The sequence below is a fragment of the Stutzerimonas decontaminans genome (assembly GCF_000661915.1).
GTDB classification, from domain to species: domain Bacteria; phylum Pseudomonadota; class Gammaproteobacteria; order Pseudomonadales; family Pseudomonadaceae; genus Stutzerimonas; species Stutzerimonas decontaminans.
Genome location: NZ_CP007509.1, coordinates 4,196,309 through 4,221,461 on the forward strand (window position 1 = coordinate 4,196,309; position 25,153 = coordinate 4,221,461).

Below are 25,153 nucleotides of genomic sequence, written 5' to 3' on the forward strand. Positions count from 1 at the left end.
CCGGACGACTTCAGCCTGTCCGAGGTTGTAACGGCCTGGCCTTGCGATCAGCGCCGGTCGGGAGGGCGGTGGCGGATGCTGCCGCCAAGCAGCCCCGGCTGTTTCACCGATGAGTCAGGCCGGACGATAGACGCGTACATTGACATGCCCCTCGCTCAGCAGATGGTGAGCATGCAGGCGGCTCATGACACCTTTGTCGCAATAAAGCAGGTACTGGCGATTTTCATCCAGCTCCTTGAAGCGGTTGTTCAGCGCATAGAAGGGTAGCGTCTGTACTTCGATACCGGACAGCTCGAGCGGTTCGTCCTCGGCGCTGTCGGGGTGACGAATGTCGATGATCACCTGGCCGGCGCTCGGCTCGGCAACTTCCTCTACTTGCAAATCCTGGCCCAGCTCGTCGATCACGCGGTCGATGGCGACCTGACGGGCATTGGCCAGGGCGCGTTCGAGAATGGCCATGTCGAACTGCTTCTCTTCGTGCTCGATGCGGTAGCGCTTGGCCTTGGTGGTCGGGTTCACCGAGATCACGCCGCAGTACTCGGGCATGTTCTTGGCGAACTCGGCAGTGCCGATCTCGAAGGCGGTGTCGATGATGTCCTGCTTGTGGCTGGCGATCAGCGGGCGCAGCACCAGCATGTCGGTGGCCGAGTCGATGACCGACAGATTCGGCAACGTCTGGCTGGAGACCTGGGAAATGGCTTCACCCGTCACCAGCGCATCGATATGCAGGCGCTCGGCGATCTGCGTCGAGACGCGCAGCATCATGCGTTTGAGGACCACGCCCATCTGGCTGTTGTCGACCTTCTGCAGGATCTCGCCAACCACTTCCTCGAACGGCACGCTGATGAACAGCACACGGTGCGAGCTGCCGTACTTCTTCCACAGGTAGTGGGCAACTTCCATCACGCCCAGCTCGTGGGCACGCCCGCCGAGATTGAAGAAGCAGAAATGCGTCATCAGCCCGCGGCGCATCATCTGATAGGCGGCGACGGTGGAATCGAAACCACCGGACATCAATACCAGCGTCTGCTCCAGCGCACCCAGCGGGTAGCCGCCGATGCCGTCATGCTGCTCGTGCACGACGAACAGGCGCTGGTCGCGAATCTCCATGCGCACTTCGACTTCTGGCGCCTTCAGCGAGATCCCGGCAGCGCCGCACTGCTGACGCAACTGGCTGCCGACATGGCGTTCGACGTCCATGGAGCTGAACGGATGCTTGCCGGCACGCTTGCAGCGCACGGCGAAGATCTTGCCTGGCAGGCGCTCGGCATAGTGCGCCTTGCACTTGGCAACGATGTCGTCGAGATCGCCCAGCGGGTACTCGTGCACCTCCAGGCAATGGGCGATCCCGGGCGTGCAGCGCAGGCGCTCGATCATCTCGCGCAGCAGCTTCGGCTCGCCGAGCGCGGTTTCCACCTCGATGTTGTCCCACACGCCCTCGACCCGCAGGTCGGGATCGAGCTCGCGCAGTACGGAGCGGATATTCTTCGCCAACTGACGAATGAAGCCCTTGCGCACCGGCGGACTCTTGATGGTGATTTCGGGGAAAACCTTGACGATCAGCTTCATGGAAACAGCGCGGGGGCCGACGTGGCAGGAAAAGAGGGGCGCGGAGTATAGCCGAAACTGCTCAACATTTAATCGCTTTCTTCAAACGCACCGTAATGCACCAAAACAAAGCACCACGCTATCTATTCGCACCAATACAGCGCAGTATTTTTCCGAGACAGCTACGCTTTAGCCCGCACAATCCCGGCGACGGCGCCACCGCAGGCCTGCGGTACCAATACGGAGCACTGGCATGCAATTTGCTCTCTTGTGAGGCAGGTCGCCTTGGCGGAACATCGCCGCCCGGCTTCACCCTGATTCGGAAGCTCACTGTCTCGCTTCCACCACTTGGAGAACACCATGTCGAAGTCGCTTCAACTGATCAAAGATTACGATGTGAAGTGGATTGATCTGCGCTTCACCGATACCAAAGGCAAGCAGCACCACGTCACCGTTCCGGCGCGTGATGCCCAGGATGAAGACTTCTTCGAGCACGGCAAGATGTTCGACGGTTCGTCCATCCATGGCTGGAAAGGCATCGAAGCCTCCGACATGATCCTGATGCCGGTCGACGAAACCGCCGTACTGGACCCGTTCACCGAAGAGCCGACCCTGATCCTGGTCTGCGACATCGTCGAGCCAAGCACCATGCAAGGCTACGACCGTGACCCGCGCTCCATCGCCAAGCGCGCCGAGGAGTTCCTCAAGACCACCGGCATCGGCGACACCGTATTCGTCGGTCCGGAGCCGGAGTTCTTCATCTTCGACCAGGTCAAGTTCAAGTCGGACATCTCCGGCTCGATGTTCAAGATCTACTCCGAGCAAGGCTCCTGGATGACCGACCAGGACGTCGAAGGCGGCAACAAGGGCCACCGCCCGGCCGTCAAGGGCGGCTACTTCCCGGTTCCGCCGTGCGATCACGACCACGAAATCCGTACCGCCATGTGCAACGCCATGGAAGAGATGGGCCTGGTCGTCGAAGTGCACCACCACGAAGTGGCCACTGCCGGTCAGAACGAGATCGGCGTGAAGTTCAACACCCTTGTCAACAAGGCTGATGAAGTTCAGACACTGAAGTACTGCGTACACAATGTCGCCGACGCCTATGGCAAGACTGCGACCTTCATGCCGAAGCCGCTGTATGGCGACAACGGTTCGGGTATGCACGTACACATGTCCATCTCCAAGGATGGCAAGAACACCTTCGCTGGCGAAGGCTATGCCGGCCTGTCCGAGACCGCCCTGTACTTCATCGGCGGCATCATCAAGCACGGCAAGGCACTGAACGGTTTCACCAACCCGTCGACCAACTCCTACAAGCGTCTGGTTCCGGGCTTCGAAGCACCGGTCATGCTGGCCTACTCGGCTCGCAACCGTTCCGCCTCGATCCGTATTCCGTACGTTTCCAGCCCGAAAGCCCGCCGCATCGAAGCGCGCTTCCCGGACCCGGCTGCCAACCCATACCTGTGCTTCGCTGCACTGCTGATGGCTGGCCTGGACGGCATCCAGAACAAGATCCACCCTGGCGATGCGGCCGACAAGAACCTGTACGATCTGCCGCCGGAAGAAGGCAAGCTGATCCCGCAGGTTTGCGGCAGCCTGAAGGAAGCCCTGGAAGAGCTGGATAAGGGTCGCGCATTCCTGACCAAGGGCGGCGTGTTCTCCGACGAGTTCATCGATGCCTACATCGAGCTGAAAGCGGAAGAAGAGATCAAGGTGCGCACCTTCGTGCACCCGCTGGAATACGACCTGTACTACAGCGTCTGATCCAGCTCGCGTGACAGGAAGGCCACCCTCGGGTGGCCTTCTTCGTTTCTGCTGCCGGACGCTGATTCGTGCAGCTTGTCACGCCTCGCAAATCCTGCTGATCGGACTTGCCTGCCAGCCGCTGCAGTGCAAGGCTTCGGCAGTCCAACTCCGCGGAGCCTCCCATGCGTAGCGCACTGTTCAGCCTGCTGTTCATTCTCAGCCTTCCGGCCTTCGCCGAGATCTATAAATACACCGATGCGCAAGGCAATACGGTGTTCACCAATCAGCCGCCAGAAGGTGTCCAGGCCGATACCGTCGACCTGCCGCCGGCCAACACCGTGAACATCCGCACCCCGGAGCCGCCACCGCCGCTGCCGGACCGTCAACAGGCGCAGCAAGCGCCCTACCAGACCCTGATGCTGAGTGACATTCCGGATGCCGAGGCGCTACGCGCCAACAACGGTACTTTCGTCGTCAGCGCCGTGCTGCAACCCTCCTTGCAACCCGGTCATACCCTGCGCTTTCTGCTCGACGGCATCCCCCAGGCGGCGCCAAGCCCTGCCACCACGCTGCAACTGAATAATGTCGAGCGCGGCGACCATCGCCTGCAGGTCGAGGTACTCAGCGGCGAAAGAGTGATCCAGCGCAGCGAGGCGGTGCCGTTCACCGTGCAGCGGGTCAATACTTCCAGCCCGGCGCTGCGCCCGCCGCCACCCAAGCCCAAGCCGGCGCCTTGAGTATGCTCCGACAAGCGCTCGTCGCCCTCTTGCTCGCGGCTGCCGTACCCGTTTCCGCTGCCGTTTACAGCTATACCGACGCCGACGGCAACCGGGTATTTACCGATCGCCCGATCGGCCAGGCGGTCGAAGAGGTACGTTTGAAGCCGTCTAACAGCATGCCCGCGCCAGCGGCACCTGCCATGCGCGCCGCGGAACCGATCGCACCCAAGGCCGCCACCGTTACCAGCTACCAGCTGCGCATCCTCAGCCCTGCGGCCGATGCGGCGATCCGCAACAATGCCGGCGTTATCAACGTCATCGTGCAGGCGGAACCTGCGCTGCAACCCGGCCATGCCTACCAGGTGCTGCTCGATGGTCAGCCGTTCGGCGCGCCGGGCGAACAGCCGTCCTTTGAACTGAGTAATGTCGATCGCGGCACTCACCAGCTGGCGGTTGCGGTGGTAGATGAAGAGGAGCGCATCCTGCAGCGCACCGAGAACCAACCCTTCCATCTGATTCGCACCTCCCTGGCTCAGCGGCGGATGGTGAATCCATGCAAGAAAGCCGACTACGGCGTGCGTCCGGAATGCCCGCTGAAGGACAAGCCGGTAGAAAAACGCGACATTCCCTTCGTGCCCTTTCTATGATCACTGGGTGCACCTGTTTGGTGCGCCCTGAAGGTGACCAACTCGTTCGTCACCAATTTGGGTCACCGGACAGCCCGTAGGGCTGCAGCATCACGCCGATCCGCGCCGCAATGGCGCGTTTGGTTTGGTTCTTGCATTTCCTGCCAGAACTTCCGGACGCAGACCAGCCATGATCAACGAAGCCCTGCAACGCCTGCTGATCGAGAATCTGACCACCGCGACGCTATTGCTCAACTCGCGCTTGCGCCTGGAATACATGAACCCGGCAGCCGAGATGCTGCTCGCCGTCAGCGGCCAGCGTAGCCACGGCCAGTTCATCAGCGAACTGTTCACCGAGTCGCCGGAAGCCCTGGCCGCGCTGCGCCAGGCGGTGGAGGAAGCCCATCCCTTTACCAAGCGCGAAGCCACCCTGACGTCCGCCACCGGCCAGACACTGACCGTGGACTACGCCGTTACACCGGTACTGACCCGTCAGGAAACCATGCTGCTGCTGGAAGTATTGCCACGCGACCGGCTGCTGCGCATCACCAAGGAAGAGGCGCAGCTGTCCAAGCAGGAAACCACCAAGATGCTGGTGCGCGGCCTCGCCCACGAGATCAAGAACCCGCTGGGTGGCATCCGCGGCGCCGCGCAGCTGTTGGCCCGTGAGCTACCCGAGGAACACCTGAAGGACTACACCGAAGTCATCATCGAAGAGGCCGACCGGCTGAGAAACCTCGTGGACCGCATGCTCGGCTCGAACAAGCTGCCGTCGCTGGCGATGACCAACATCCACGAAGTGCTCGAACATGTCGCCAGCCTGATCGAGGCGGAATGCCAGGGAAGCATCATTTTGGTGCGCGACTATGATCCAAGCATTCCCGAGGTCCTGATGGACCGTGAACAGATGATCCAGGCCGTGCTCAATATCATGCGCAACGCCATGCAGGCGCTCGCCGGGCAGAACGAGCTCGGCCTCGGCCGCCTCACCCTGCGCACCCGCACGCTGCGCCAGTTCACCATCGGACATATCCGTCATCGCCTGGTGGCGCGCATCGAGATCATCGACAACGGTCCAGGCATCCCCGCCGAACTGCAGAACACGCTCTTCTACCCGATGGTCAGCGGCCGCCCGGACGGCACCGGGCTCGGCCTTGCCATCACCCAGAACATCATCAGTCAGCACCAGGGCCTGATCGAGTGCGAGAGCCACCCCGGCCATACCGTCTTCTCGATCTTCCTACCGCTGGAACAAGGAGCCACATCAGCATGAGCCGAAGCGAAAACGTCTGGATCGTCGACGACGACCGCTCCATCCGCTGGGTCCTGGAAAAGGCCCTGCAACAGGAAGGCATGGCCACGCAGAGCTTCGACAGCGCCGACGGTGTGCTCGCCCGCCTCGCCCGCCAGCAGCCGGATGTGATCATCTCCGACATCCGCATGCCCGGCCTCAGCGGCCTGGACATGCTCTCGCAGATCCGTGAGCAGTACCCGCGCCTGCCGGTGATCATCATGACCGCGCATTCGGATCTGGACAGCGCGGTGGCCTCCTACCAGGGTGGCGCCTTCGAATACCTGCCCAAGCCGTTCGACGTCGACGACGCCGTCTCGCTGGTCAAGCGCGCCAATCAGCACGCCCAGGAGCAGCAGAACCAGCAGCAGCCGGCCAACCGCCATCACACGCCGGAGATCATCGGCGAAGCGCCGGCGATGCAGGAGGTGTTCCGCGCCATCGGTCGCCTCAGCCATTCCAACATCACCGTGCTGATCAATGGCGAGTCGGGTACCGGCAAGGAGCTGGTCGCCCACGCCCTGCACCGCCACAGTCCGCGCTCGGCCTCGCCGTTCATCGCGCTGAACATGGCGGCGATCCCCAAGGATCTGATGGAGTCCGAGCTGTTCGGCCACGAGAAGGGCGCCTTCACCGGTGCGGCCAACCAGCGCCGCGGCCGCTTCGAGCAGGCCGACGGTGGCACCCTGTTCCTCGACGAGATCGGCGACATGCCGGCCGACACCCAGACCCGCCTGCTGCGCGTGCTGGCCGATGGCGAGTTCTACCGGGTCGGCGGCCACACGCCGGTGCGCGTCGACGTGCGCATCATCGCCGCGACGCACCAGGACCTGGAAACCCTGGTGCAGGCCGGCAAGTTCCGCGAGGACCTGTTCCACCGCCTGAACGTCATCCGCATTCATATTCCCCGGCTGTCCGATCGCCGCGAAGACATTCCGGCACTGGCCGAACACTTCCTCGCCAGCGCCGCGCAGGAGCTCTCGGTGGAAACCAAGGTGCTAAAGCCGGAAACCAAGGAATACCTGCAGCATCTGCCGTGGCCCGGCAACGTGCGCCAGCTGGAGAACACCTGCCGCTGGATCACGGTGATGGCCTCCGGCCGCGAAGTGCATGTCGACGACCTGCCACCGGAGCTGCTCAACCAGCAGGCCGAGGCGCAGCCGGCGCACAACTGGGAACAAGCACTGCGCAACTGGTCCGATCAGGCCCTGGCGCGCGGCCAGAGCAATCTACTCGACGAAGCCGTGCCGGCCTTCGAACGGATCATGATCGAGACCGCGCTCAAGCACACCGCCGGCCGCCGCCGCGACGCTGCCTTGCTGCTCGGTTGGGGTCGCAACACCCTGACGCGCAAGATCAAGGAGCTGGGCATGCGCGTCGATGGCAGCGATGACGATGAAGGCGACGACAGCTGACGCTGCCGCGTAGACGGCGAGATATAGAGAGTGACCACGAACCCCGCTACTGGCGGGGTTCGTCGTTTCTGACGCAGCGCTTCAGGTCAGGGCCGCTTGGCCGCCACCACCTGTACCGCGAGATGCCAGCCGCCATCGCGACGCTCACCCTGCCATTGCCCCTGCAACGGCCGCGCCGCCACAAGATGCAGCAGCAAGCCCTTCTCGGTCTGCTGCACACGCCAGGCCACCGGCATGCCGTCGATTTGCAGCTGTCCGGATTGCGGCTCGCCCTCGGCCTGGAACAACAATGCGAACGCCCCCTCAAGGTGCTCGTCATACATCTCGGGCTCGCGGTCGAACTGCAACGAAAGGCCTTGCGGTTGCGACTCAACCGCTTCGAGCTGGACCGGCCCAGGCGCAGTGAGTCGCCCGATCATCAGCCCGACCAGCAGGCCGATCAGCACCAGCGAGCCAAAAAAGCGCCGGCGCAGCCGCGGCATCGGGTCCTGCTCCCCGGTAGAATGCCGCCGATCCTCAACCTCGGTGCTGCGCATGTTTCACGTGATCCTGTTTCAACCGGAGATTCCGCCCAATACCGGCAACATTATCAGGCTCTGCGCCAATACCGGCTGCCACCTGCACCTGATCGAACCGCTCGGCTATGAACTGGACGACAAGCGTCTGCGCCGCGCCGGCCTCGATTACCACGAGTACGCCACGCTGGAGCGTCACGCCGACCTGCCGAGCTGCCTGGCGCAGATCGGCATCGACGCCGCAAACCCCGACGGCCCGCGGCTGTTCGCCTTTACCACAAAGGGTTCGCAGCCCTTTCACGAAGTCAGCTATCGGCGCGGCGATGCGCTGCTGTTCGGCCCGGAGAGCCGCGGCCTGCCGGCGGAGATCCGTGATGCCCTGCCTAACGAGCAACGCCTACGCCTGCCGATGCGCCCCGACAGCCGCAGCCTGAACCTGTCCAATACCGTGGCCGTCGCGGTGTACGAGGCCTGGCGTCAGCACGGTTTCGCCATGGAGTGAATCGCACAACCTTGTGACAAAGCGCCCTGAACGATCCGCCGTGGTCCCCGTCGTAAACAGACAAGCTCCCCTGGCAGAAGGAGAAACGACGTGTCCCAGACCAAGTTCAGGCCTTACCGCGCGCCCGCCGGCGGCTGGGGTTCAGCCTACTCCGTCGCCAACATCCTGCTGCGTGAGCGCGTCTCGCCAGCGGGTATCGGCCTGCTGCTCAAGCAGAACAAACCGATCGACGGTTTCGCCTGCGTCAGCTGTGCCTGGGCCAAACCGCACCCGTCGCGACCGCTGTCCTTCTGCGAGAACGGCGCCAAGGCCACGGCCTGGGAAACCACCTCACTGCGCTGCGGCCCGGAATTCTTTGCCAGGCACAGCGTCAGCGAGCTGCTCAACTGGAGCGATTTCGACCTCGAGCAGCAAGGTCGGCTGACCCATCCGCTACGCTACGACCCCGCCAGCGACCACTACCAGCCGGTCAGCTGGGAGAGGGCGTTCGCCGAGGTCGGCACCGAGCTCAAGGCCATGGCCGATCCCGATCAGGTGGTGTTCTACATGTCCGGCCGCGCGGCGCTGGAGACGGCCTACATGTACGGCCTTCTGGCGCGCATGTACGGCACCAACAACCTGCCGGACAGCTCCAACATGTGCCACGAGAGCACCTCGGTGGCGCTGCCGGAGAGCATCGGCGTGCCGGTGGCGACCGTTACCCTGAACGATTTCGAACACACCGACGGCCTGTTCTTCTTCGGCCACAACACCGGCACCTCCAGCCCGCGGATGCTGCATCAGCTGCAAGAGGCTCGTGAGCGCGGCGCGCAGATCGTCACCTTCAACCCGCTGCGCGAGCGCGGGCTGGAACGCTTCGTCAATCCGCAATCGCCGCGCGAGATGCTCACCCCGGACAGCACGGTGATCAGCACCCAATATCACCAGCTCGCCATCGGCGGCGACATGGCCGCCATCGCCGGCATGTGCAAGGCGCTGTTCGAGATGGACGACCAGGCCGTTGCCGAGGGTCGCAAGCGCGTACTCGATATGGCTTTCATCGAGCAGCACACGCACGGTTTCGAAGCCTTTGAGCAACGCATCCGCAGCTACAGCTGGGCGCAGCTGGAACGCCGGTCGGGCTTGAGCCGTACCGCCATGGAGGCCGCGGCCACCGTTTATGCCAGCTGTGAACGGGTTATCGCGCCATACGGCATGGGGCTGACCCAGCACCGCTATGGCGTGCAGACCATCCAGATGCTGGTCAATCTGCTGCTATTGCGCGGAAACATCGGCAAGGAGGGCGCAGGCATCCTGCCGGTGCGCGGCCATTCCAACGTGCAGGGCCAGCGCACCGTCGGCATCACCGAAAAAGCAGCGAAGGTCCCGGCGGACAACCTGCGCCGACAGTTCGGTTTCGAGCCGCCAAGCGAGGATGGCGTGAATACCGTGGAGGCCTGCGAAGGCATTCTAGACGGCAGCATCCGTGGCTTCATCGGCCTGGGCGGCAACTTCGTCCGCGCCATTCCCGACACCCTGCAGATGGAGCCGGCATGGCGCAAGCTGCGGCTGTCGGTGCAGGTATCGACCAAGCTCAATCGCAACCATCTGGTCACCGGCGAGGTGTCCTATATCCTGCCCTGCCTGGGGCGCACCGAGATCGACCGTCAGGCCGCCGGCGAGCAGCGCCACACCACCGAGGACAGCACCGGCTGCATCCGCGCCTGGCGCGGCGCCGCCCAGCCTGCCGGCGAGCTACTGCTGTCGGAACCGGCAATCATCGCGCGGCTGGCCAAGGCCACGCTGGCGCCCAACCCACAGCTCGACTGGGATGCCTGGGTCGCGGACTACAGCCTGATACGCGACGCCATTGCCGAGAGTTACCCGGAGATCTTCCACGACTTCAACGTGCGCATGATGGAGCCCGGCGGCTTCCACCGCCCGCTCGGTGCGAGCGAACGACGCTGGGATACCGAGTCGGGCAAGGCCAACTTCATCAATCCGCCATCGCTGTCCGCCGACCCGGATACCGAAGAAAACGGCCACGAGCGGCACGACGTACTGCAGATGATGACGCTGCGCAGCAATGACCAGTTCAACACCACCGTCTACGGCTACGACGACCGCTTCCGCGGCATTCATGGCACCCGCGCGGTGATTCTGATGAACCGCAACGACATCGCCCGCCTGGGCCTGGCCGAGAACGATCGCATCGAAGCGATCACCGTGGTCGACGATGGCGTGCATCGCGCAGTCAGCCCGTTGCGGGTGACGCCCTACAACATTCCCGAGGGCTGCTGCGCCGGCTATTACCCGGAATGCAACGCGCTGCTGCCCGTCTGGCACCACGCCGAACGCAGCAAGGTGCCGGCGGCCAAGTCGATCCCGGTGCGCCTGCGCAAGCTGATCGCCGCGGCGGTTGCCGGCGACGTGCCGCGCCAGCCCGGTCGATGGCAGCGCAGCGAAGAGCCCGGACCGGCCTGAGCGACTGAGCGCTGCAAAGCAAAGCGCTGTAACACGGCTGTCGATGAACCTCATCGACAGCCGTTGAAAAGCCGCCAGCAGTCCCCCATATCAACCGCATTCGGGCATTCATCGCCCCGCAGTGTGGAGATTTTCCTTTGACCACCATCGTTTCAGTGCGCCGCAACGGCAAAGTCGTCATGGGCGGCGACGGCCAGGTTTCCCTGGGCAACACCGTCATGAAAGGCAACGCCAAGAAGGTCCGCCGCCTCTATCACGGCCAGGTGCTGGCGGGCTTCGCCGGCGCCACCGCCGACGCCTTCACCCTCTTCGAACGCTTCGAAGGCCAGCTGGAGAAACATCAGGGGCATCTGGTCCGCGCCGCCGTCGAGCTGGCCAAGGACTGGCGTACCGACCGTTCGCTGAGCCGCCTGGAGGCCATGCTGGCGGTGGCCAACAAGGACGCCTCGCTGATCATCACCGGCAACGGCGACGTGGTGCAGCCGGAAGACGACCTGATCGCCATGGGTTCCGGCGGCGGCTTCGCCCAGGCCGCGGCCAAGGCACTGCTGCTCAAGGCCGGCGCCGATATGTCGGCCCAGGAAATCGCCGAGACGGCACTGACCATCGCCGGCAGCATCTGCGTGTTCACCAATCAGAATCTGACCATAGAGGAGCTGGACAGCGCGGTCTGACAGGCCGATGAAAAACCAGCTGCGTTGCCTCGCCTAGGTTTTTCAAGCTGCCTGTTTGTACCCCGTCCAGCCTTCCGGAGTAACGAATCAATGTCCATGACGCCCCGCGAGATCGTCCACGAACTCAACCGCCACATCATCGGCCAGGACGACGCCAAGCGTGCCGTCGCCATCGCCCTGCGCAATCGTTGGCGGCGTATGCAGCTGCCGGCCGAGCTGCGCCAGGAAGTCACCCCGAAGAACATTCTGATGATTGGCCCGACCGGCGTCGGCAAGACCGAGATCGCCCGCCGCCTGGCCAAGCTGGCCAATGCGCCGTTCCTGAAGGTGGAAGCGACCAAGTTCACCGAGGTCGGCTATGTCGGCCGCGACGTCGAGTCGATCATCCGCGACCTGGCCGACGCCGCGCTGAAGATGCTGCGCGAGCAGGAGGTGCACAAGATGCGCCATCGCGCCGAAGACGCCGCCGAAGAACGCATTCTCGATGCGCTGCTGCCGCCGGCGCGCCCGGTGGGCTTCTCCGAGGAGCCAATGCAGCCGAGCGATTCCAACACCCGCCAGCTGTTCCGCAAGCGCCTGCGCGAAGGCCAGCTGGACGACAAGGAAATCGACATCGAAGTGGCCGAAAGCCCGGCCGGGGTGGAGATCATGGCCCCACCCGGCATGGAGGAGATGACCAACCAGCTGCAGAACCTCTTCGCCAACATGGGCAAGGGCAAGAAGAAGAGCCGCAAGCTGAAGATCAAGGAAGCCTTCAAGCTGATCCGCGACGAGGAAGCCGCGCGCCTGGTCAACGAAGAAGACCTCAAGGCCCGAGCCCTGGAAGCGGTCGAGCAGAACGGTATCGTCTTCATCGACGAGATCGACAAGGTTGCCAAGCGCGGCAACACCAGCGGTGCCGACGTCTCCCGCGAGGGCGTGCAGCGCGACCTGCTGCCGCTGATCGAAGGCAGCACGGTCAACACCAAGCTGGGCATGGTCAAGACCGATCACATCCTCTTCATCGCCTCCGGCGCCTTCCACCTGTCCAAGCCCAGCGACCTGGTGCCGGAGCTGCAGGGTCGTCTGCCGATTCGCGTCGAGCTCAAGGCACTGTCGCCAGAAGACTTCGAGCGCATCCTCACCGAACCGCATGCCGCGCTCACCGAGCAGTACCGCGAGCTGCTGAAGACCGAGGGCCTGCACATCGAATTCCTCGAAGACGGCATCAAGCGCATCGCCGAGATCGCCTGGCAGGTCAACGAGAAGACCGAGAACATTGGTGCCCGTCGCCTGCATACCCTGCTCGAGCGCCTGCTGGAGGAGGTTTCCTTCAGCGCTGCCGATATCGCGACCAAGCAGGATGGGGAGGCGATCTGCATCGATGCCGCCTACGTCAACGAGCACCTCGGCGAGCTGGCGCAGGACGAAGACCTGTCGCGCTACATTCTCTAACCGTCGCGGCCGTGGCGATCGCCACGGCCGGTTTTCCGGAGCGTCGCATGCGCATTCCCACCGCAATCAAGCTGCACAAGGCGTCGAAAACGCTGGAACTGGAATACGGTAGTGACGAGCGCCATGTGCTGACTGCCGAGTTTCTGCGCGTGCATTCACCCTCGGCCGAGGTGCAGGGCCACGGCAATCCGGTGCTGCAGACCGGCAAGCTGAATGTCGGCTTGGAGCAGATCGAACCCGCCGGCCAGTACGCGCTGAAGCTGACCTTCAGCGATGGCCACGACAGCGGCCTGTTCACCTGGGACTATCTGGAACGCCTGGCGCTGAATCAGCAGGCGTTGTGGGATGACTATCTCGCGGCGCTGGCGGCCGCTGGCAAGTCGCGCGACCCGAACGAATCCGTGGTCAAGCTGATGCTCTGAAAGGCAAACCGTAGGGTGGATCACGCTCCACCGATCCACCGGGTGGCGGCACACCGGATGGCGATCCACCGGGTGGCGGCCCACCGATTGGAGTCGCGGTGGATGTAAAAAGCGACATCCACCCTACGTCCCCGCACCTATCGAGGCGCCCGTTAAGCTGCGCCAGCTCAGGCCAGCGCCTTATCCAGCGCCCGCTCGATCTGACCCTGAATGCTGTTGCCCATGGCCGAGAGCAACAGGCCAAGGTTGAGCAGCACCTTGACACTGTCCTCGTAGACTTCGATACGCCCATCCGCACCGCTGCGCCGGACTGCCAGCACGTCGCCCTGCCACTGACAGCTCACGCCGAATTCGCGCGCCAGCCGTGCGGCCAGCTCGTCGGCCTTCTCGCGAGCGGCCTCGCGGCCAAGATTATGGGTACGTTCGACGATGATCTGGGCCATGAGGACTCCTGGCTGCGCCCGAAAAGGCGCGCACTATAGCAAAGCAGCGGCCGGCGACGCTTCGCCGCCCCGCATGCTCCTATCGCTGAGTCCAACTCCTGCAACCCTGTCGCCGCCAGCGCCATCCTGCGACATGCCGCCGCTAGACCTTTTGCCCGCGTCCGCCAGCTCGACGCTTATCAGCCGTCTATTTAGGTTTAGAATGCCGGGCACATTCTTCTCGGCGAAAGTGACATGACCGACCCTCGCAAAGCGCATGACGCAGAACCGACCACCCATTTCGGCTACAAGAACGTGCCGGAAAGCCAGAAGGCGCAGAAGGTGGCCGAGGTGTTCCACTCCGTGGCCGCCAAGTACGACCTGATGAACGACCTGATGTCCGGCGGCGTGCACCGGCTGTGGAAGCGCTTCACCATCGAGCTGTCCGGCGCCCGCCACGGCAACCGCATACTGGACATCGCCGGCGGCACTGGCGACCTGACCCGCCAGTTCTCGCGCATCGTCGGTCCCACCGGCGAGGTGGTACTGGCCGACATCAACGCTTCGATGCTCAAGGTCGGCCGCGACAAGCTGCTGGACAAGGGCGTGGCCGGCAACGTCAAGTTCGTCCAGGCCGATGCCGAGAAGCTGCCCTTCCCGGACAACCACTTCGACGTGGTCACCATTGCCTTCGGCCTGCGCAATGTCACCCATAAAGAAGACGCCATCGCCTCCATGCTGCGCGTGCTCAAGCCGGGCGGCCGCCTGCTGGTGCTGGAATTTTCCAAGCCGACCAACCAGCTGTTTTCCAAGGCCTACGATGCCTACTCGTTCAGTCTGCTGCCGATGATGGGCAAGCTGATCACCAACGATGCCGAGAGCTATCGCTACCTGGCCGAGTCGATCCGCATGCACCCGGATCAGGAAACCCTCAAGAGCATGATGGAGACCGCCGGTTTCGAGCGCGTCAGCTATCACAACATGACCGGCGGCATCGTCGCCCTGCACCGAGGCATCAAGCCCTGATGTTGCGCACTGCCCTGCTGGCCGGCGCCGAGCGCGGCATCAATCGCGTCCTGCGCCTGGACCCCACGGCATTACCGCGGCTGGCACGCCTGAGCGGCAGGATCATCGAGATCGACTGCACGGCGCCGGCCTGGCGCCTGTTCATCCTCGCCGATGACGAAGGCCTGCGCCTGGCCAGCAGCTGGGGCGCGGATGCCGATTGCCGCCTGCGCGCGCCGGCGAGCAGCCTGCTGCGCCTGGCCGTCAGCCGCAACAAGACCGCGGTGCTGCATGGCCCCGAGGTCCAGATCGATGGCGACAGCGGCCTGCTGATGAACCTCGCCGAGGTGCTGCAGGATCTGGAGCTGGACTGGGAATACGAGATCTCCCGCTGGCTCGGCCCGGTCGGCGCACAATTGCTCGGCTCCAGCCTGCGCAACCCGCTGGACTGGCTGCGCGACAGCGCCGGCTCGCTGCGTCAGGATCTGGCCGATTACCTCAGTGAGGAGTCGCGCACGCTGGTCGGCCAGGCCGAAGCCCAGGCGCGTTTCGACGAGCTGGATGACATGAAACTTGCCCTCGACCGGCTCGAAGCCCGCATCGAGCGCCTCGCCCTCAACCTGAATCCAGATCGCCCCGAATGAAGCTGTTCGCCGCCGCACGCCGCCTGTTTCGCATCCTGCTGGTGGTGATCCGCTACCGCCTCGATGACATCATTCTCGACCTGCCGATGCCCTGGTGGCTACGTGGCACCAGCTACCTGCTGCCCTGGCGCTGGATTCCGCGGCGACGCAGCGAGCTGTCACGTGGCGCGCGCCTGCGCCTGGCGCTGGAGGGACTGGGGCCGATCTTCATCAAGTTCGGGCAGATCCTTTCCACCCGTCGCGACCTGCTGCCGCCGGATATCGCCGAAGAGCTGGCGATGTTGCAGGACCGCGTGCCGCCCTTCGATTCAGCGGTCGCCACGGCATTGATCGAGCGCCAGCTGGGCGCTCCGGTAAGCAAAATCTTCGCTCGCTTCGACAGCAAGCCGCTGGCGTCCGCTTCGGTAGCTCAGGTGCACGCGGCCAAGCTGCGTTCCGGCGAGGAAGTGGTGGTCAAGGTGGTGCGCCCGAATCTTCGACCGATCATCAGCCAGGACCTGGCCTGGCTGTTCATGCTGGCCAACAGCGCCGAGCGCATATCCATCGACGCGCGCCGTCTGCATCTGGTGGAAGTGGTCGACGACTACGCCAAGACCATCTACGACGAGCTCGACCTGCTGCGCGAAGCCGCCAACGCCAGCCAGCTCAAGCGCAATTTCGAAGGCTCGCCGCTGCTCTACGTGCCGCAGGTCTACTGGGACTATTGCCGCCCGCAGGTGCTGGTGATGGAGCGCATTTACGGCGTCCCGGTGACCGACATGGCCGGGCTGGCACGGCAGAACACCGACATGCGCCAGCTTGCCGAGCGCGGCGTGGAGATCTTCTTCACCCAGGTGTTTCGCGACAGCTTCTTCCATGCCGACATGCACCCCGGCAATATCTTCGTCAGCACCCACCAGCCCTGGAGCCCGCAATACATCGCGGTGGATTTCGGCATCGTCGGCAGCCTGACGCCGGAAGATCAGGATTACCTGGCGCGCAACCTGATGGCGTTCTTCAAGCGCGACTACCGCAAGGTGGCGCAGCTGCACATTGATTCGGGCTGGGTGCCGGCGGAAACCAAGGTCAACGAGTTCGAAGCTGCGATCCGCACCGTCTGTGAGCCGATCTTCGAGAAACCGCTGAAGGACATCTCCTTTGGCCAGCTGCTGGTGCGTCTGTTCCAGGTGGCGCGGCGCTTCAACATGGAAGTGCAGCCGCAACTGGTGCTGCTGCAAAAGACGCTGCTCAACATCGAAGGTCTCGGCCGCGAGCTGTACCCGGATCTCGACCTCTGGAGCACCGGTCAGCCTTATCTCGAGCGCTGGATGCGCGAGCGCATGAGTCCCAAGCAGCTGGTCAAGAACGTACATGCGCAGATCGAGCAGCTGCCGCACTTGGCGCACATGACCCGCGAGCTGCTCGAGCGCATGGCGCATCCGCATGCGAACAACCCGCCGCCACCCTGGCGCGAGCGTCACCACGGCTGGCCGCTGCGGCTGACCGGTGCGGTGTTGCTGGGCAGTGGCGCCACGCTGGCAGCCGGCGCCGAGAACCTTGCCGCAATCGCCGCCTGGCCGGCCTGGGTCATGCTGGTAGCCGGCGTCTTCATAGTGGTGCGCCGATAGCCATCGCGGGTGCGGGCTGGCACACTTGCCCCATTGAGCGGAGAACCCGATGAACTGGCTGGACGAAATCAACTGGAACGCCGACGGTCTGGTCCCGGCGATCGCCCAGGACCACAAGACTGGTCGCGTGCTGATGATGGCCTGGATGAACCGCGAGGCGCTGGCGCTGACCGCGCAGGAAGGCCGCGCCATCTACTGGTCACGCTCACGTGGCAAGCTGTGGCGCAAGGGCGAGGAATCCGGGCATGTACAGAAGCTGCATGAACTACGCCTGGACTGCGATGCGGACGTGATCATCCTGATGGTCGAGCAGATCGGCGGCATCGCCTGCCATACTGGCCGGGAAAGCTGCTTCTATCGCGTGTTCGAAAACGGCGCCTGGAAGGTCGTCGAGCCGGTTCTCAAGGACCCGCACGCCATCTATGCGGAGCACAAGCATGAGTGACACCCTCACCCGTCTGGCCGAAGTGCTGGAGGCGCGCAAAGGTGCGGCGCCGGACAGCTCCTATGTTGCCAGCCTGTATCACAAGGGCCTGAACAAGATTCTCGAGAAAGTCGGTGAGGAGTCGGTGGAAACCATCCTTGCCGCCAAGGACGCCGCCGCCAGTGGCGACGCCAGCGACCTGATCTACGAAACCGCCGATCTGTGGTTCCACAGCATGGTCATGCTCGCCGCCCTCGGCCAGCACCCGCAGGCCGTGCTGGACGAACTGGATCGGCGCTTCGGTCTTTCCGGACACGCGGAGAAAGCCGCGCGTCCGCAATCCTGATTCACATCGGAGATATCACCATGGGTTTTGGCGGCATCAGCATCTGGCAACTCCTGATCATCCTGCTCATCGTCATCATGTTGTTCGGCACCAAGCGCCTCAAGGGCCTGGGCTCCGATCTCGGTGATGCGATCAAGGGCTTCCGCAAATCCATGGGCACCGACGAGGAAAAGCCCGGCGTCGAAGACAAGCAGAACCACACCATCGATGCGCAGGCGCGCAAGGTCGAAGAACCGACCAAGAAAGACTAGTCCCTTGGTTCGATGCGGCCGTGCAGTCGCTGCGCGGCCGCTCTCTCTATTGATGTGAGCACGTTCTGATGTTCGATATCGGTTTCACCGAACTGCTACTGGTCGGCCTGGTGGCACTGATGGTGCTCGGCCCGGAACGCTTGCCGGGCGCGGTGCGGACCACCGGCCTATGGGTAGGCAGGCTGAAACGCAGCTTCAGCAATATCAAGGCCGAGGTGGAGCGCGAAATCGGCGCCGACGAGATCCGCCGTCAGCTGCATAACGAGCGCATCCTCGACCTCGAGCGGGAAATGAAGCAGAGCATCATGCCGTCGGCGCCATCCAGCCCCTCGACCGCTGCCACGCCGCCACCTGCGGGCAACGCAACCGAGGTCGGCGATACCAGCGCGGCCAGCAGCGCGCCTGACACCAGCAGTACGGTAGCGCCGCCTGCGGAATCGCCCGCCGCTGGCGCCGAACCCGCCCCCACTCCTCGCCTGGACAGATCACCCGAACCATGAGCCAGTCCTCCATCGACGACCAGGAAATGCCGCTGGTCGCGCATCTGACCGAGCTGCGCAAGCGCCTGCTGCGTTGTGTCGTGGCCATCGCCCTGCTGTTCGGCGGGCTGTTCTACTTTTCGCAGCAGATCTACGCACTGGTCGCGGCGCCGCTGCGCGCCTATCTGCCCGAAGGCGCGACGATGATCGCCACTGGCGTGGCCTCGCCCTTCTTGACCCCGTTCAAGCTGACGCTGATGGTCGCGCTGTTCCTGTCGATGCCGGTCATCCTGCATCAGATCTGGGGCTTTATCGCGCCCGGCCTGTACAAGCATGAAAAGCGCATCGCCGTGCCATTGCTGGTGTCGAGCATCTTCCTGTTCTACGCCGGCATGGCGTTCGCCTACTTCGTGGTGTTCCCGATCATGTTCGGCTTCTTCGCCAGCGTGACACCGGAAGGCGTGGCGATGATGACCGACATTGGCCAGTACCTGGACTTCGTCCTCACGCTGTTCTTCGCCTTCGGCGTGGCGTTCGAGATTCCGGTGGCGACGTTCCTGCTGATCTGGGTCGGCATCGTCGACGTCGCCACCCTGCGCAAGAGTCGCCCGTACGTGATCGTCGGCTGCTTCGCCGTCGGCATGGTGCTGACCCCGCCCGACGTGTTCTCCCAGGCGCTGCTGGCCGTGCCGATGTGGCTGCTGTTCGAAGCCGGAGTGATCTGCGGCAGCCTGGTGAAGAAGCGCGACCCGCATTTCCGCGGCGATGCCGAGGGCGAAGCGCCGGACACCGGTGATCAGCCCCCCACCCCACGCCCGTGAACCTGCTGCTGCTCGATCAGGCGGACTTTGTCGCCGACGACCGCGTGCTGTTGCGTGATCGTCGCCTGACGCACCTGCAACAGGTGCATCGTGCCGAGGTCGGCGAAAGCCTCAAGGTCGGCCTGGTCGGCGGCAAGATGGGCAATGGCCGTCTGCTGCGTCTGGATGCCGGCGAGGCGGAGCTGCAGGTCAGCTTCGACCAACCACCCCCGGCCAAGCTGCCGGTGACGCTGCTGCTGGCGCTACCGCGACCGAAAATGCTCCGCCGCGTGCTGCAGACCGTCGCAACCATGGGCGTGCCGCGGCTGGTGCTGCTGAACAGTTATCGGGTGGAGAAAAGCTTCTGGCAGACACCCTTCCTTGAACCAGCCGCGATCCATGAACAGCTGATTCTCGGGCTGGAGCAGGCCCGCGATACCGTGCTGCCGGAAGTCATCATCGAAAAGCGCTTCAAGCCCTTCGTCGAGGATCGCCTACCGCAACTCAGCGCGGGCACCCTGGGCCTGGTCGGTCATCCCGGCGACTATCCGCACTGTCCACGCGCTGTCGTTGGGCCTGTCACCCTTGCGATCGGCCCGGAAGGCGGCTGGATTCCCTACGAGGTGGAAAAGCTCGCCGCCGCGGGTCTGCAGCCGGTACAGCTGGGCGAGCGCATCCTGCGCGTCGAGACTGCAGTCAGCGCGCTGCTGGCCAGGCTGTTCTAAACCCCGCAGCTAGCGCAGCCGTTCGCCGGGCTGATGAGCGCGCCCGATGAACGTAACGCACCCACCCGGTGCAAGGGAGTCAGAGGCTAAGACTGCTCATGGTTCCGTGCGACACGCGCGGCACCCGACATATGCCCTAATCCAATAAAGAGCCGTTCTAGCCATGCGACCACTGACCATCGACATGCACCGTCTGGAGTACGCTCTGGATGGACGCGACAGCGCCGAATACTACCTGGACCTGGAAAACGGTGAGATCCGTGCCGTGTTCCCGAGCGAGCCCGCCCCCGGTGTCATGGAGAAATACGACGTACAGCAGGACCGCTATCTGCACATCGAGCCGCTGGAGCTGGCGCAATCAATCGCCATGCGTGAAGCCTTCCTGTTCACCCAGCACGACCCCATCGCCCACGCGGTGCTGAGCAATGCGCTGAAGGGCCGCAAGCCGCTGCGCACATTCGACTTCAAATTGGAGGACTTTCCCGAGGTCAGGGAGGCCTGGCTGCGCTACCAGACCGTCCAGCTACGCGAATACGCGATGACCTGGTTGCGCGACAACGACCTGGAGCCAGTGCGCCACTGACGTTGCACCTCAGCTTTCCAGGAGAAAGGTCACAGGACCGTCGTTGACCAGATGCACCTGCATGTCGGCGCCGAAACGCCCGCATGCCACCTGAGGGTGCTGGGCGCGCGCTTGCGCCAGCAGATAGTCATACAACGCTTCGCCCTGCGAAGGTGGCGCCGCGCTGGAAAAACTCGGCCGCAGACCGCTGCGGGTATCGGCCGCCAGGGTGAACTGGGAAACCAGCAGCAGGCCGCCGCCGGTATCCTTCAGCGAAAGATTCATCTTGCCCTGATCGTCGCTGAAGACACGATAACTGAGCAACTTGTGCAGCAGCTTGTCTGCCCGCGCGTGGTCGTCTTCGCGCTCGACACCTACCAGTACGAGCAACCCCTGGTCGATGGACCCGACGACCTCCCCCGCTACCTCGACGCGCGCCTGGCGCACGCGCTGTATCAGCCCCTTCATTCGGCATCCGCCGGCGGCAGATCGAGCAGGCGATGGGCGATCTCGCCGGTGGCGCGTACCAGGGCATCGGTAATGCCCTGCTCCGCCGCCGAGTGCCCGGCATCGCGGATGATCTGCAACTCGCTGTTCGGCCACGCCTGATGCAATGCCCAGGCATTGTCCAGCGGGCAGATCGCATCGTAGCGGCCATGCACGATGATGCCCGGCAGGTGGGCGATCTTCGGCATGTCGCGCAAGAGCTGATCTGGCTCGAGAAACGCCTGATTGACGAAGTAGTGACATTCGATGCGAGCCATCGACAGCGCCCGGTGAGTATCGGAGAAACGTTCGACGACGTGGCTGTTCGGCCGCAGCGTCGCGGTGCGCCCTTCCCAGCAGGACCAGGCCTTGGCGGCGTGCATCTGAGCGATCTGGTCGGGTCCGGTGAGGCGCCGATAGAACGCCTGCATCAGATCGTCACGCTCCTCCGGCGGAATCGGCGCGAGAAAGTCCTGCCAGTAATCTGGGAAGAGCCGGCTGGCGCCTTCCTGATAGAACCAGGCGAGGTCCTGCGGGCGACAGAGGAAGATGCCGCGCAGGATCAAGGCGTGCACGTGTTCGGGATAGGCCTGCGCATAGGCCAGCGAGAGCGTCGAGCCCCAGGAACCACCGAACAGGACCCACTTGTCGATGCCCAGATGCTCGCGGATACGCTGCATGTCGGCGAGCAGATGCGCAGTGGTGTTATTTTCCAGACTGGCATGGGGCGTCGAACGTCCGCAGCCACGCTGATCGAAGGTGATGATGCGGTACAGGGTCGGATCGAAGAAGCGCCGGCTGAGGGCATCGCAGCCGCCGCCGGGACCGCCGTGGACGAACAGCACGGGCAGACCATCCGGCGACCCACTCTCGTCGACATAGAGCACATGCGGTTCTTCCACCGCCAGCTCGTGCCGGGCGTAGGGTTTGATCTCCGGATACAAGGTCTGCATGGCACACTCCTGATCTGCGGCGGGCCGGCCGGCCCCCATGACGTTAGCGGCATCATAACGAGGTTCACGGAGTTGAGCATGTCAGCATGGAAAATAGCGGCACTGGCGCTACTGATGACCCTGGTCGGCTGCGGCCGCGACGACCCGGAAACGGCGCTGCAGCAGGCCGCCGAGCAACTGCAGACGACCCTGGAGAACAAGCAGGTAGGCGACCTGATGGAACTGTTGCACGCCGATTTTCAGGCTCAGCGGCAGTACGATCGTGAATGGGCGCGGCGCACGGCGACGCTGATGTTCCTGCGTCATCGCAATGTCCGGGTAATCGCGCTCAGTCAGCGCAGCTGGATCGAGCCGACCTATCCCGATCGCGGCCATACCGAAGCACAGGTAACGCTCGCCGGCGCCGAGTCGTTACTACCGCAGCAAGCGGGGCATTATCAGATCAGGCTCGAGTGGCGTCAGGAGCAGGGCGAATGGCTGCTGGCGCGTCTGGAGTGGGAGTGAAAGGACCGATGTTCACTGCCGCCAGATCAGTGCACTGGTGTCATAACCGCGCCGCTCGGCCTCGGAGAGCAGACGCGCGCGAGTCGCCTGATCGACTTCGGTGTCCCGTGCCAGTAGCCAGAGGTACTTGCGATCCGGGCTGCCGACCAACGCGGTGCTATAGCCCTCGTCCAGATAGAGTACCCAGTAGTGGCCCTTGGTCAGATCGGGAAAGAGCCGGCTGAACCAGTTGTCGAAGCGCACCCAGAGCCGATCGGTACTGCCGGCTTCCTGCGGCACCGCTTCGCCTTTGGCCTCCTGCCAGTCGCCATCTTCGGTTTCGCAACGATTGGTCACCGCCACGCTGCCCTCGGACTGCAACTGGTAATACGCTTCGGAGCGTATGCAATCGCGCTGAAAGAACATCGGCAAGCGTGCCAGTTCGTACCAGGTTCCCTGATAGCGCTGAAGGTCGACCTCGCCCACCGTCTCAGGGGGCTGCTCGCGTCCGCCACCTACGCATCCGCTCAACAGCATCAGGCACAGCAGGGCAACGACACTCGCACGCATGAGATCTCTCCTGAGTTGCAACAGCGACTATTTCAGCCCCTTGCCGGAAAACATCATCACCTTGTCACCGGCGAACTGGACGCTGATGAAGCGATCCTTTTCGCCCCAGGTGCAGCTGGACATACCCAGCGCGCCCGCGCACTCGGCGGGTTTACCAAGCAGTTTCTCCACCTCCACCCGCTCCATGCCTGGCTTGAGCTTGGCAAAGTTCTCCTGGGTGATCGGGCTGCAGGCAGCCAGTAACACAGCGCAGGCAATCAGCAATGGGGTACGCAATGGCATATCGAGCTCCTTGCTTGTTCTAAGGTTCAATGTCCCGCAAACACGCCGCGGGGCGTTGCCTGAGTAGTAGCCGACCTCAGAAGGACGAGCCCGGCTGTTCCAGAAATAACTGCTCGGTGTCGCTGGTTTCACGACCGAGAATGGCGTTGCGATGGGGGAAGCGGCCGAAGCGTGAGATCACCTCACGGTGGCGCTCGGCATAGTCGAGGAAGTCGACGAACAGCGCCTGTTCATGCTCGTCGGCAATATCACGCAGAGCACTGAAGTGCGAGACGGCAAGATCCTGCGCTGCCAGGTTCTCCGTGTGCTCCAGGACCAGGTAGATGAACACGCGCTGGATCGGCGCCAGCAGCATGTCGCCGCCATGCGCCAGGCCGTCGCGGACGAGATGTTGCGCGCGCTCGTCGCCGGCGAACGCCCGTGGTGTGTTGCGATGGATCATGCGCGGCAGCTGATCGAGCAGCAGCACCAGGGCCAGCCAGCCCTCGGGCAACTCCGCCCAATCCTGCAGCTCGCCGTTCAGTGCCTGCTCGACCAGCGCACCGAAGCGCTGGCGCGCCTCGTCGTCCTGTTCTGCGCGGTAACCGAACCAGAGCCGCTGCTTTTCAGCCGCGATCTCGCTGGCGCTGGTGCCCTGGCCAAACCACCAGTGGAGCAAGTCCTGCCAGGGCGCCTGCATCGGTCAGCCCTTGTGGTAGCCGGTGACGCGTTCGACTTCTTCCTTCGAGCCGAGGAATACCGGCACGCGCTGGTGCAGGGACTCCGGCTGGATCTCCAGAATGCGCTGCGTACCGTTGGTGGCGGCACCGCCGGCCTGCTCGACGATCATCGCCATCGGGTTGGCTTCGTACATCAGGCGCAGCTTGCCCGCCATCGATGGGTCGCGGTTGTCACGCGGGTACATGAACAGGCCACCACGGGTGAGGATGCGATGCACGTCGGCCACCATCGAGGCGATCCAGCGCATGTTGTAGTTCTTGCCCAGCGGGCCTTCCTTGCCGGCCAGCAGCTCGCCGACATAACGCTGCACCGGCTCTTCCCAGTGGCGCTGGTTGGACATGTTGATGGCGAACTCGGCGGTGCTCTGCGGAACGCTGAGGTTTTCATGGGTCAGCACGAAGCTGCCCAGCTCGCGATCCAGCGTGAAGCCCATCACGCCATGGCCGAGCGTCAGAATCAGCATGGTCTGCGGGCCGTAGATAGCGTAGCCGGCGGCAACCTGCTTGGTCCCCGGCTGCAGGAAGGCTTCCTCGCCGAGCGCGTCGTTCTGACTGAAACAGGCATCCGGGCAGCGCAGCACGGAGAAGATGGTGCCGACCGAGACGTTGACGTCGATATTGCTCGAGCCGTCCAGCGGGTCGAAGACCAGCAGGTAAGCGCCTTTGGGGTATTTGCCGGGAATCTGGTAGGCGTTGTCCATTTCCTCGGAAGCCATGCCGGCCAGGTGACCGCCCCACTCGTTGGCCTCCAGCAGGATTTCGTTGGAGAGCACGTCGAGCTTCTTCTGCACTTCGCCCTGGATGTTCTCGCTGTCGGCGCTGCCGAGTACGCCGCCGAGGGCGCCCTTGGAGACCGCGTGGCTGATTTCCTTGCACGCTCGTGCCACGACCTCAATGAGAAAGCGCAGATCAGCAGGGGTGTTGTTACTGCGAGTCTGCTCGATGAGGTAGCGACTGAGGGTTACGCGTGACATGGAAATGACTCCGGAGGAAGGATAAACCCGCGCAGTTTAGCAGGCCGTAGGAAAACTAACTCC

The 25,153-nt window shown here is 63.7% G+C and carries 30 protein-coding genes; 21 read left to right on the top strand and 9 right to left on the bottom strand.

The window, feature by feature from the left end; genetic code table 11:
• Positions 1 to 114 precede the first annotated feature (114 nt).
• On the bottom strand, positions 115 to 1,569 hold the full coding sequence (gene thiI, locus UIB01_RS19460) for a tRNA uracil 4-sulfurtransferase ThiI (RefSeq protein WP_038664144.1): 1,455 nt from the start codon (positions 1,567 to 1,569) through the stop codon (positions 115 to 117).
• A 339-nt stretch (positions 1,570 to 1,908) separates the two neighbouring features.
• Between thiI and glnA the strand changes: the two genes are divergently transcribed.
• From glnA to ntrC, 5 genes are all read left to right on the top strand, one after another.
• Entirely contained in the window at positions 1,909 to 3,315 is a 1,407-nt protein-coding gene (gene glnA, locus UIB01_RS19465) for a glutamate--ammonia ligase (protein WP_038664147.1), read from the top strand.
• Between the two features lie 164 nt (positions 3,316 to 3,479).
• Positions 3,480 to 4,034, top strand: a complete 555-nt coding sequence (locus UIB01_RS19470) for a DUF4124 domain-containing protein (protein ID WP_038664150.1) — start codon at positions 3,480 to 3,482, stop codon at positions 4,032 to 4,034.
• Positions 4,031 to 4,663, top strand: coding sequence for a DUF4124 domain-containing protein (locus UIB01_RS19475; RefSeq protein WP_180983593.1), 633 nt, complete (start codon positions 4,031 to 4,033; stop codon positions 4,661 to 4,663). Before UIB01_RS19470 ends, UIB01_RS19475 begins: the two co-directional genes overlap by 4 nt.
• Positions 4,664 to 4,832: 169 nt before the next feature.
• Positions 4,833 to 5,915 carry a nitrogen regulation protein NR(II) gene (gene glnL, locus UIB01_RS19480; RefSeq protein WP_038664155.1) on the top strand — a complete coding sequence of 361 codons (1,083 nt, stop codon included), beginning with the start codon at positions 4,833 to 4,835 and terminating at the stop codon, positions 5,913 to 5,915.
• Complete coding sequence (gene ntrC / locus UIB01_RS19485) at positions 5,912 to 7,348, top strand: nitrogen regulation protein NR(I) (protein WP_038664158.1); 1,437 nt, start codon at positions 5,912 to 5,914, stop codon at positions 7,346 to 7,348. Before glnL ends, ntrC begins: the two co-directional genes overlap by 4 nt.
• 86 nt (positions 7,349 to 7,434) lie before the next feature.
• On the opposite strand, the gene UIB01_RS19490 is transcribed toward ntrC, so the two are convergent.
• Positions 7,435 to 7,884 (bottom strand): hypothetical protein, encoded by a 450-nt coding sequence (locus UIB01_RS19490; protein ID WP_038664161.1) that lies wholly within the window; start codon positions 7,882 to 7,884, stop codon positions 7,435 to 7,437.
• Here UIB01_RS19490 and trmL point away from each other — a divergent pair.
• From trmL to UIB01_RS19515, 5 genes are all read left to right on the top strand, one after another.
• The gene (trmL, locus tag UIB01_RS19495; protein WP_038664164.1) at positions 7,883 to 8,365 is read left to right on the top strand and encodes a tRNA (uridine(34)/cytosine(34)/5-carboxymethylaminomethyluridine(34)-2'-O)-methyltransferase TrmL; all 483 of its coding nucleotides are present in this window, start codon (positions 7,883 to 7,885) and stop codon (positions 8,363 to 8,365) included. The genes UIB01_RS19490 and trmL overlap by 2 nt on opposite strands.
• Positions 8,366 to 8,455: 90 nt before the next feature.
• A complete protein-coding gene (locus UIB01_RS19500; protein ID WP_038664167.1) occupies positions 8,456 to 10,828 on the top strand; it encodes an FdhF/YdeP family oxidoreductase in 2,373 nt (790 codons plus the stop codon).
• 137 nt (positions 10,829 to 10,965) lie between these two features.
• Entirely contained in the window at positions 10,966 to 11,502 is a 537-nt protein-coding gene (gene hslV, locus UIB01_RS19505; protein ID WP_038664170.1) for an ATP-dependent protease subunit HslV, read from the top strand.
• Positions 11,503 to 11,592: 90 nt separating this feature from the next.
• Positions 11,593 to 12,936: an ATP-dependent protease ATPase subunit HslU gene (hslU, locus tag UIB01_RS19510; RefSeq protein ID WP_038664172.1), complete on the top strand. Its 1,344-nt coding sequence runs from the start codon at positions 11,593 to 11,595 to the stop codon at positions 12,934 to 12,936.
• Between the two features lie 47 nt (positions 12,937 to 12,983).
• On the top strand, positions 12,984 to 13,358 hold the full coding sequence (locus tag UIB01_RS19515; RefSeq protein WP_038664175.1) for a gamma-butyrobetaine hydroxylase family protein: 375 nt from the start codon (positions 12,984 to 12,986) through the stop codon (positions 13,356 to 13,358).
• Positions 13,359 to 13,525: 167 nt separating this feature from the next.
• Here the strand turns inward: UIB01_RS19515 and UIB01_RS19520 are convergent, their stop codons facing one another.
• The gene (locus tag UIB01_RS19520; RefSeq protein WP_038664178.1) at positions 13,526 to 13,801 is read right to left on the bottom strand and encodes a polyhydroxyalkanoic acid system family protein; all 276 of its coding nucleotides are present in this window, start codon (positions 13,799 to 13,801) and stop codon (positions 13,526 to 13,528) included.
• Positions 13,802 to 14,035: 234 nt separating this feature from the next.
• Between UIB01_RS19520 and ubiE the strand changes: the two genes are divergently transcribed.
• From ubiE to UIB01_RS19570, 10 genes are all read left to right on the top strand, one after another.
• Positions 14,036 to 14,806 (top strand): bifunctional demethylmenaquinone methyltransferase/2-methoxy-6-polyprenyl-1,4-benzoquinol methylase UbiE, encoded by a 771-nt coding sequence (gene ubiE, locus UIB01_RS19525; protein WP_038664182.1) that lies wholly within the window; start codon positions 14,036 to 14,038, stop codon positions 14,804 to 14,806.
• Entirely contained in the window at positions 14,806 to 15,429 is a 624-nt protein-coding gene (locus tag UIB01_RS19530; protein WP_038664185.1) for a ubiquinone biosynthesis accessory factor UbiJ, read from the top strand. The genes ubiE and UIB01_RS19530 overlap by 1 nt, the downstream gene beginning before the upstream one ends.
• Positions 15,426 to 17,036 (top strand): ubiquinone biosynthesis regulatory protein kinase UbiB, encoded by a 1,611-nt coding sequence (gene ubiB / locus UIB01_RS19535; RefSeq protein WP_038664190.1) that lies wholly within the window; start codon positions 15,426 to 15,428, stop codon positions 17,034 to 17,036. Before UIB01_RS19530 ends, ubiB begins: the two co-directional genes overlap by 4 nt.
• Positions 17,037 to 17,085: 49 nt before the next feature.
• On the top strand, positions 17,086 to 17,481 hold the full coding sequence (hisI, locus tag UIB01_RS19540; RefSeq protein WP_038664194.1) for a phosphoribosyl-AMP cyclohydrolase: 396 nt from the start codon (positions 17,086 to 17,088) through the stop codon (positions 17,479 to 17,481).
• Positions 17,474 to 17,806: a phosphoribosyl-ATP diphosphatase gene (locus UIB01_RS19545; protein WP_038664198.1), complete on the top strand. Its 333-nt coding sequence runs from the start codon at positions 17,474 to 17,476 to the stop codon at positions 17,804 to 17,806. Before hisI ends, UIB01_RS19545 begins: the two co-directional genes overlap by 8 nt.
• Positions 17,807 to 17,826: 20 nt before the next feature.
• Positions 17,827 to 18,057: a twin-arginine translocase TatA/TatE family subunit gene (gene tatA, locus UIB01_RS19550; RefSeq protein ID WP_015278596.1), complete on the top strand. Its 231-nt coding sequence runs from the start codon at positions 17,827 to 17,829 to the stop codon at positions 18,055 to 18,057.
• Positions 18,058 to 18,125: 68 nt separating this feature from the next.
• A complete protein-coding gene (gene tatB, locus UIB01_RS19555) occupies positions 18,126 to 18,557 on the top strand; it encodes a Sec-independent protein translocase protein TatB (protein ID WP_038664201.1) in 432 nt (143 codons plus the stop codon).
• Positions 18,554 to 19,357, top strand: a complete 804-nt coding sequence (tatC, locus tag UIB01_RS19560; RefSeq protein ID WP_038664204.1) for a twin-arginine translocase subunit TatC — start codon at positions 18,554 to 18,556, stop codon at positions 19,355 to 19,357. The genes tatB and tatC overlap by 4 nt, the downstream gene beginning before the upstream one ends.
• Positions 19,354 to 20,061 carry a 16S rRNA (uracil(1498)-N(3))-methyltransferase gene (locus UIB01_RS19565; protein ID WP_038664207.1) on the top strand — a complete coding sequence of 236 codons (708 nt, stop codon included), beginning with the start codon at positions 19,354 to 19,356 and terminating at the stop codon, positions 20,059 to 20,061. Before tatC ends, UIB01_RS19565 begins: the two co-directional genes overlap by 4 nt.
• 163 nt (positions 20,062 to 20,224) lie before the next feature.
• Positions 20,225 to 20,644 (top strand): UPF0158 family protein, encoded by a 420-nt coding sequence (locus tag UIB01_RS19570; RefSeq protein WP_038664210.1) that lies wholly within the window; start codon positions 20,225 to 20,227, stop codon positions 20,642 to 20,644.
• A gap of 9 nt (positions 20,645 to 20,653) precedes the next feature.
• Here the strand turns inward: UIB01_RS19570 and dtd are convergent, their stop codons facing one another.
• Both dtd and pip read right to left on the bottom strand, forming a co-directional pair.
• The gene (dtd, locus tag UIB01_RS19575) at positions 20,654 to 21,091 is read right to left on the bottom strand and encodes a D-aminoacyl-tRNA deacylase (protein WP_038664213.1); all 438 of its coding nucleotides are present in this window, start codon (positions 21,089 to 21,091) and stop codon (positions 20,654 to 20,656) included.
• Positions 21,088 to 22,062: a prolyl aminopeptidase gene (gene pip / locus UIB01_RS19580; protein ID WP_038664215.1), complete on the bottom strand. Its 975-nt coding sequence runs from the start codon at positions 22,060 to 22,062 to the stop codon at positions 21,088 to 21,090. Before pip ends, dtd begins: the two co-directional genes overlap by 4 nt.
• Before the next feature lie 78 nt (positions 22,063 to 22,140).
• On the opposite strand from pip, the gene UIB01_RS19585 reads away from it, so the two are divergent.
• Positions 22,141 to 22,566: a hypothetical protein gene (locus tag UIB01_RS19585; protein WP_038664218.1), complete on the top strand. Its 426-nt coding sequence runs from the start codon at positions 22,141 to 22,143 to the stop codon at positions 22,564 to 22,566.
• Positions 22,567 to 22,578: 12 nt separating this feature from the next.
• On the opposite strand, the gene UIB01_RS19590 is transcribed toward UIB01_RS19585, so the two are convergent.
• The 4 genes from UIB01_RS19590 to UIB01_RS19605 all read right to left on the bottom strand — a co-directional run bounded on the left by UIB01_RS19590 (position 22,579) and on the right by UIB01_RS19605 (position 25,090).
• Positions 22,579 to 23,115 carry a lipocalin family protein gene (locus UIB01_RS19590; RefSeq protein ID WP_038664221.1) on the bottom strand — a complete coding sequence of 179 codons (537 nt, stop codon included), beginning with the start codon at positions 23,113 to 23,115 and terminating at the stop codon, positions 22,579 to 22,581.
• A 27-nt stretch (positions 23,116 to 23,142) separates the two neighbouring features.
• The gene (locus UIB01_RS19595; protein WP_038664224.1) at positions 23,143 to 23,397 is read right to left on the bottom strand and encodes an outer membrane protein assembly factor BamE; all 255 of its coding nucleotides are present in this window, start codon (positions 23,395 to 23,397) and stop codon (positions 23,143 to 23,145) included.
• A 76-nt stretch (positions 23,398 to 23,473) separates the two neighbouring features.
• Positions 23,474 to 24,076, bottom strand: a complete 603-nt coding sequence (locus tag UIB01_RS19600) for a DUF924 family protein (RefSeq protein ID WP_038664228.1) — start codon at positions 24,074 to 24,076, stop codon at positions 23,474 to 23,476.
• 3 nt (positions 24,077 to 24,079) lie between these two features.
• Positions 24,080 to 25,090 (bottom strand): class 1 fructose-bisphosphatase, encoded by a 1,011-nt coding sequence (locus UIB01_RS19605; RefSeq protein WP_038664231.1) that lies wholly within the window; start codon positions 25,088 to 25,090, stop codon positions 24,080 to 24,082.
• Positions 25,091 to 25,153: the final 63 nt, after the last annotated feature.

Excerpts from the sequence above, each read along its gene's own strand:
- thiI (WP_038664144.1), bottom strand. The coding sequence starts at position 1,569 with ATGAAGCTGATCGTCAAGGTTTTCCCCGAAATCACCATCAAGAGTCCG.
- glnA (WP_038664147.1), top strand. The coding sequence starts at position 1,909 with ATGTCGAAGTCGCTTCAACTGATCAAAGATTACGATGTGAAGTGGATT.
- UIB01_RS19470 (WP_038664150.1), top strand. The coding sequence starts at position 3,480 with ATGCGTAGCGCACTGTTCAGCCTGCTGTTCATTCTCAGCCTTCCGGCC.
- glnL (WP_038664155.1), top strand. The coding sequence starts at position 4,833 with ATGATCAACGAAGCCCTGCAACGCCTGCTGATCGAGAATCTGACCACC.
- ntrC (WP_038664158.1), top strand. The coding sequence starts at position 5,912 with ATGAGCCGAAGCGAAAACGTCTGGATCGTCGACGACGACCGCTCCATC.
- trmL (WP_038664164.1), top strand. The coding sequence starts at position 7,883 with ATGTTTCACGTGATCCTGTTTCAACCGGAGATTCCGCCCAATACCGGC.
- UIB01_RS19490 (WP_038664161.1), bottom strand. The coding sequence starts at position 7,884 with ATGCGCAGCACCGAGGTTGAGGATCGGCGGCATTCTACCGGGGAGCAG.
- hslU (WP_038664172.1), top strand. The coding sequence starts at position 11,593 with ATGTCCATGACGCCCCGCGAGATCGTCCACGAACTCAACCGCCACATC.
- UIB01_RS19515 (WP_038664175.1), top strand. The coding sequence starts at position 12,984 with ATGCGCATTCCCACCGCAATCAAGCTGCACAAGGCGTCGAAAACGCTG.
- UIB01_RS19520 (WP_038664178.1), bottom strand. The coding sequence starts at position 13,801 with ATGGCCCAGATCATCGTCGAACGTACCCATAATCTTGGCCGCGAGGCC.
- ubiE (WP_038664182.1), top strand. The coding sequence starts at position 14,036 with ATGACCGACCCTCGCAAAGCGCATGACGCAGAACCGACCACCCATTTC.
- UIB01_RS19530 (WP_038664185.1), top strand. The coding sequence starts at position 14,806 with ATGTTGCGCACTGCCCTGCTGGCCGGCGCCGAGCGCGGCATCAATCGC.
- ubiB (WP_038664190.1), top strand. The coding sequence starts at position 15,426 with ATGAAGCTGTTCGCCGCCGCACGCCGCCTGTTTCGCATCCTGCTGGTG.
- hisI (WP_038664194.1), top strand. The coding sequence starts at position 17,086 with ATGAACTGGCTGGACGAAATCAACTGGAACGCCGACGGTCTGGTCCCG.
- UIB01_RS19545 (WP_038664198.1), top strand. The coding sequence starts at position 17,474 with ATGAGTGACACCCTCACCCGTCTGGCCGAAGTGCTGGAGGCGCGCAAA.
- tatA (WP_015278596.1), top strand. The coding sequence starts at position 17,827 with ATGGGTTTTGGCGGCATCAGCATCTGGCAACTCCTGATCATCCTGCTC.
- tatB (WP_038664201.1), top strand. The coding sequence starts at position 18,126 with ATGTTCGATATCGGTTTCACCGAACTGCTACTGGTCGGCCTGGTGGCA.
- tatC (WP_038664204.1), top strand. The coding sequence starts at position 18,554 with ATGAGCCAGTCCTCCATCGACGACCAGGAAATGCCGCTGGTCGCGCAT.
- UIB01_RS19570 (WP_038664210.1), top strand. The coding sequence starts at position 20,225 with ATGCGACCACTGACCATCGACATGCACCGTCTGGAGTACGCTCTGGAT.
- dtd (WP_038664213.1), bottom strand. The coding sequence starts at position 21,091 with ATGAAGGGGCTGATACAGCGCGTGCGCCAGGCGCGCGTCGAGGTAGCG.
- pip (WP_038664215.1), bottom strand. The coding sequence starts at position 22,062 with ATGCAGACCTTGTATCCGGAGATCAAACCCTACGCCCGGCACGAGCTG.
- UIB01_RS19585 (WP_038664218.1), top strand. The coding sequence starts at position 22,141 with ATGTCAGCATGGAAAATAGCGGCACTGGCGCTACTGATGACCCTGGTC.
- UIB01_RS19590 (WP_038664221.1), bottom strand. The coding sequence starts at position 23,115 with ATGCGTGCGAGTGTCGTTGCCCTGCTGTGCCTGATGCTGTTGAGCGGA.
- UIB01_RS19595 (WP_038664224.1), bottom strand. The coding sequence starts at position 23,397 with ATGCCATTGCGTACCCCATTGCTGATTGCCTGCGCTGTGTTACTGGCT.
- UIB01_RS19600 (WP_038664228.1), bottom strand. The coding sequence starts at position 24,076 with ATGCAGGCGCCCTGGCAGGACTTGCTCCACTGGTGGTTTGGCCAGGGC.
- UIB01_RS19605 (WP_038664231.1), bottom strand. The coding sequence starts at position 25,090 with ATGTCACGCGTAACCCTCAGTCGCTACCTCATCGAGCAGACTCGCAGT.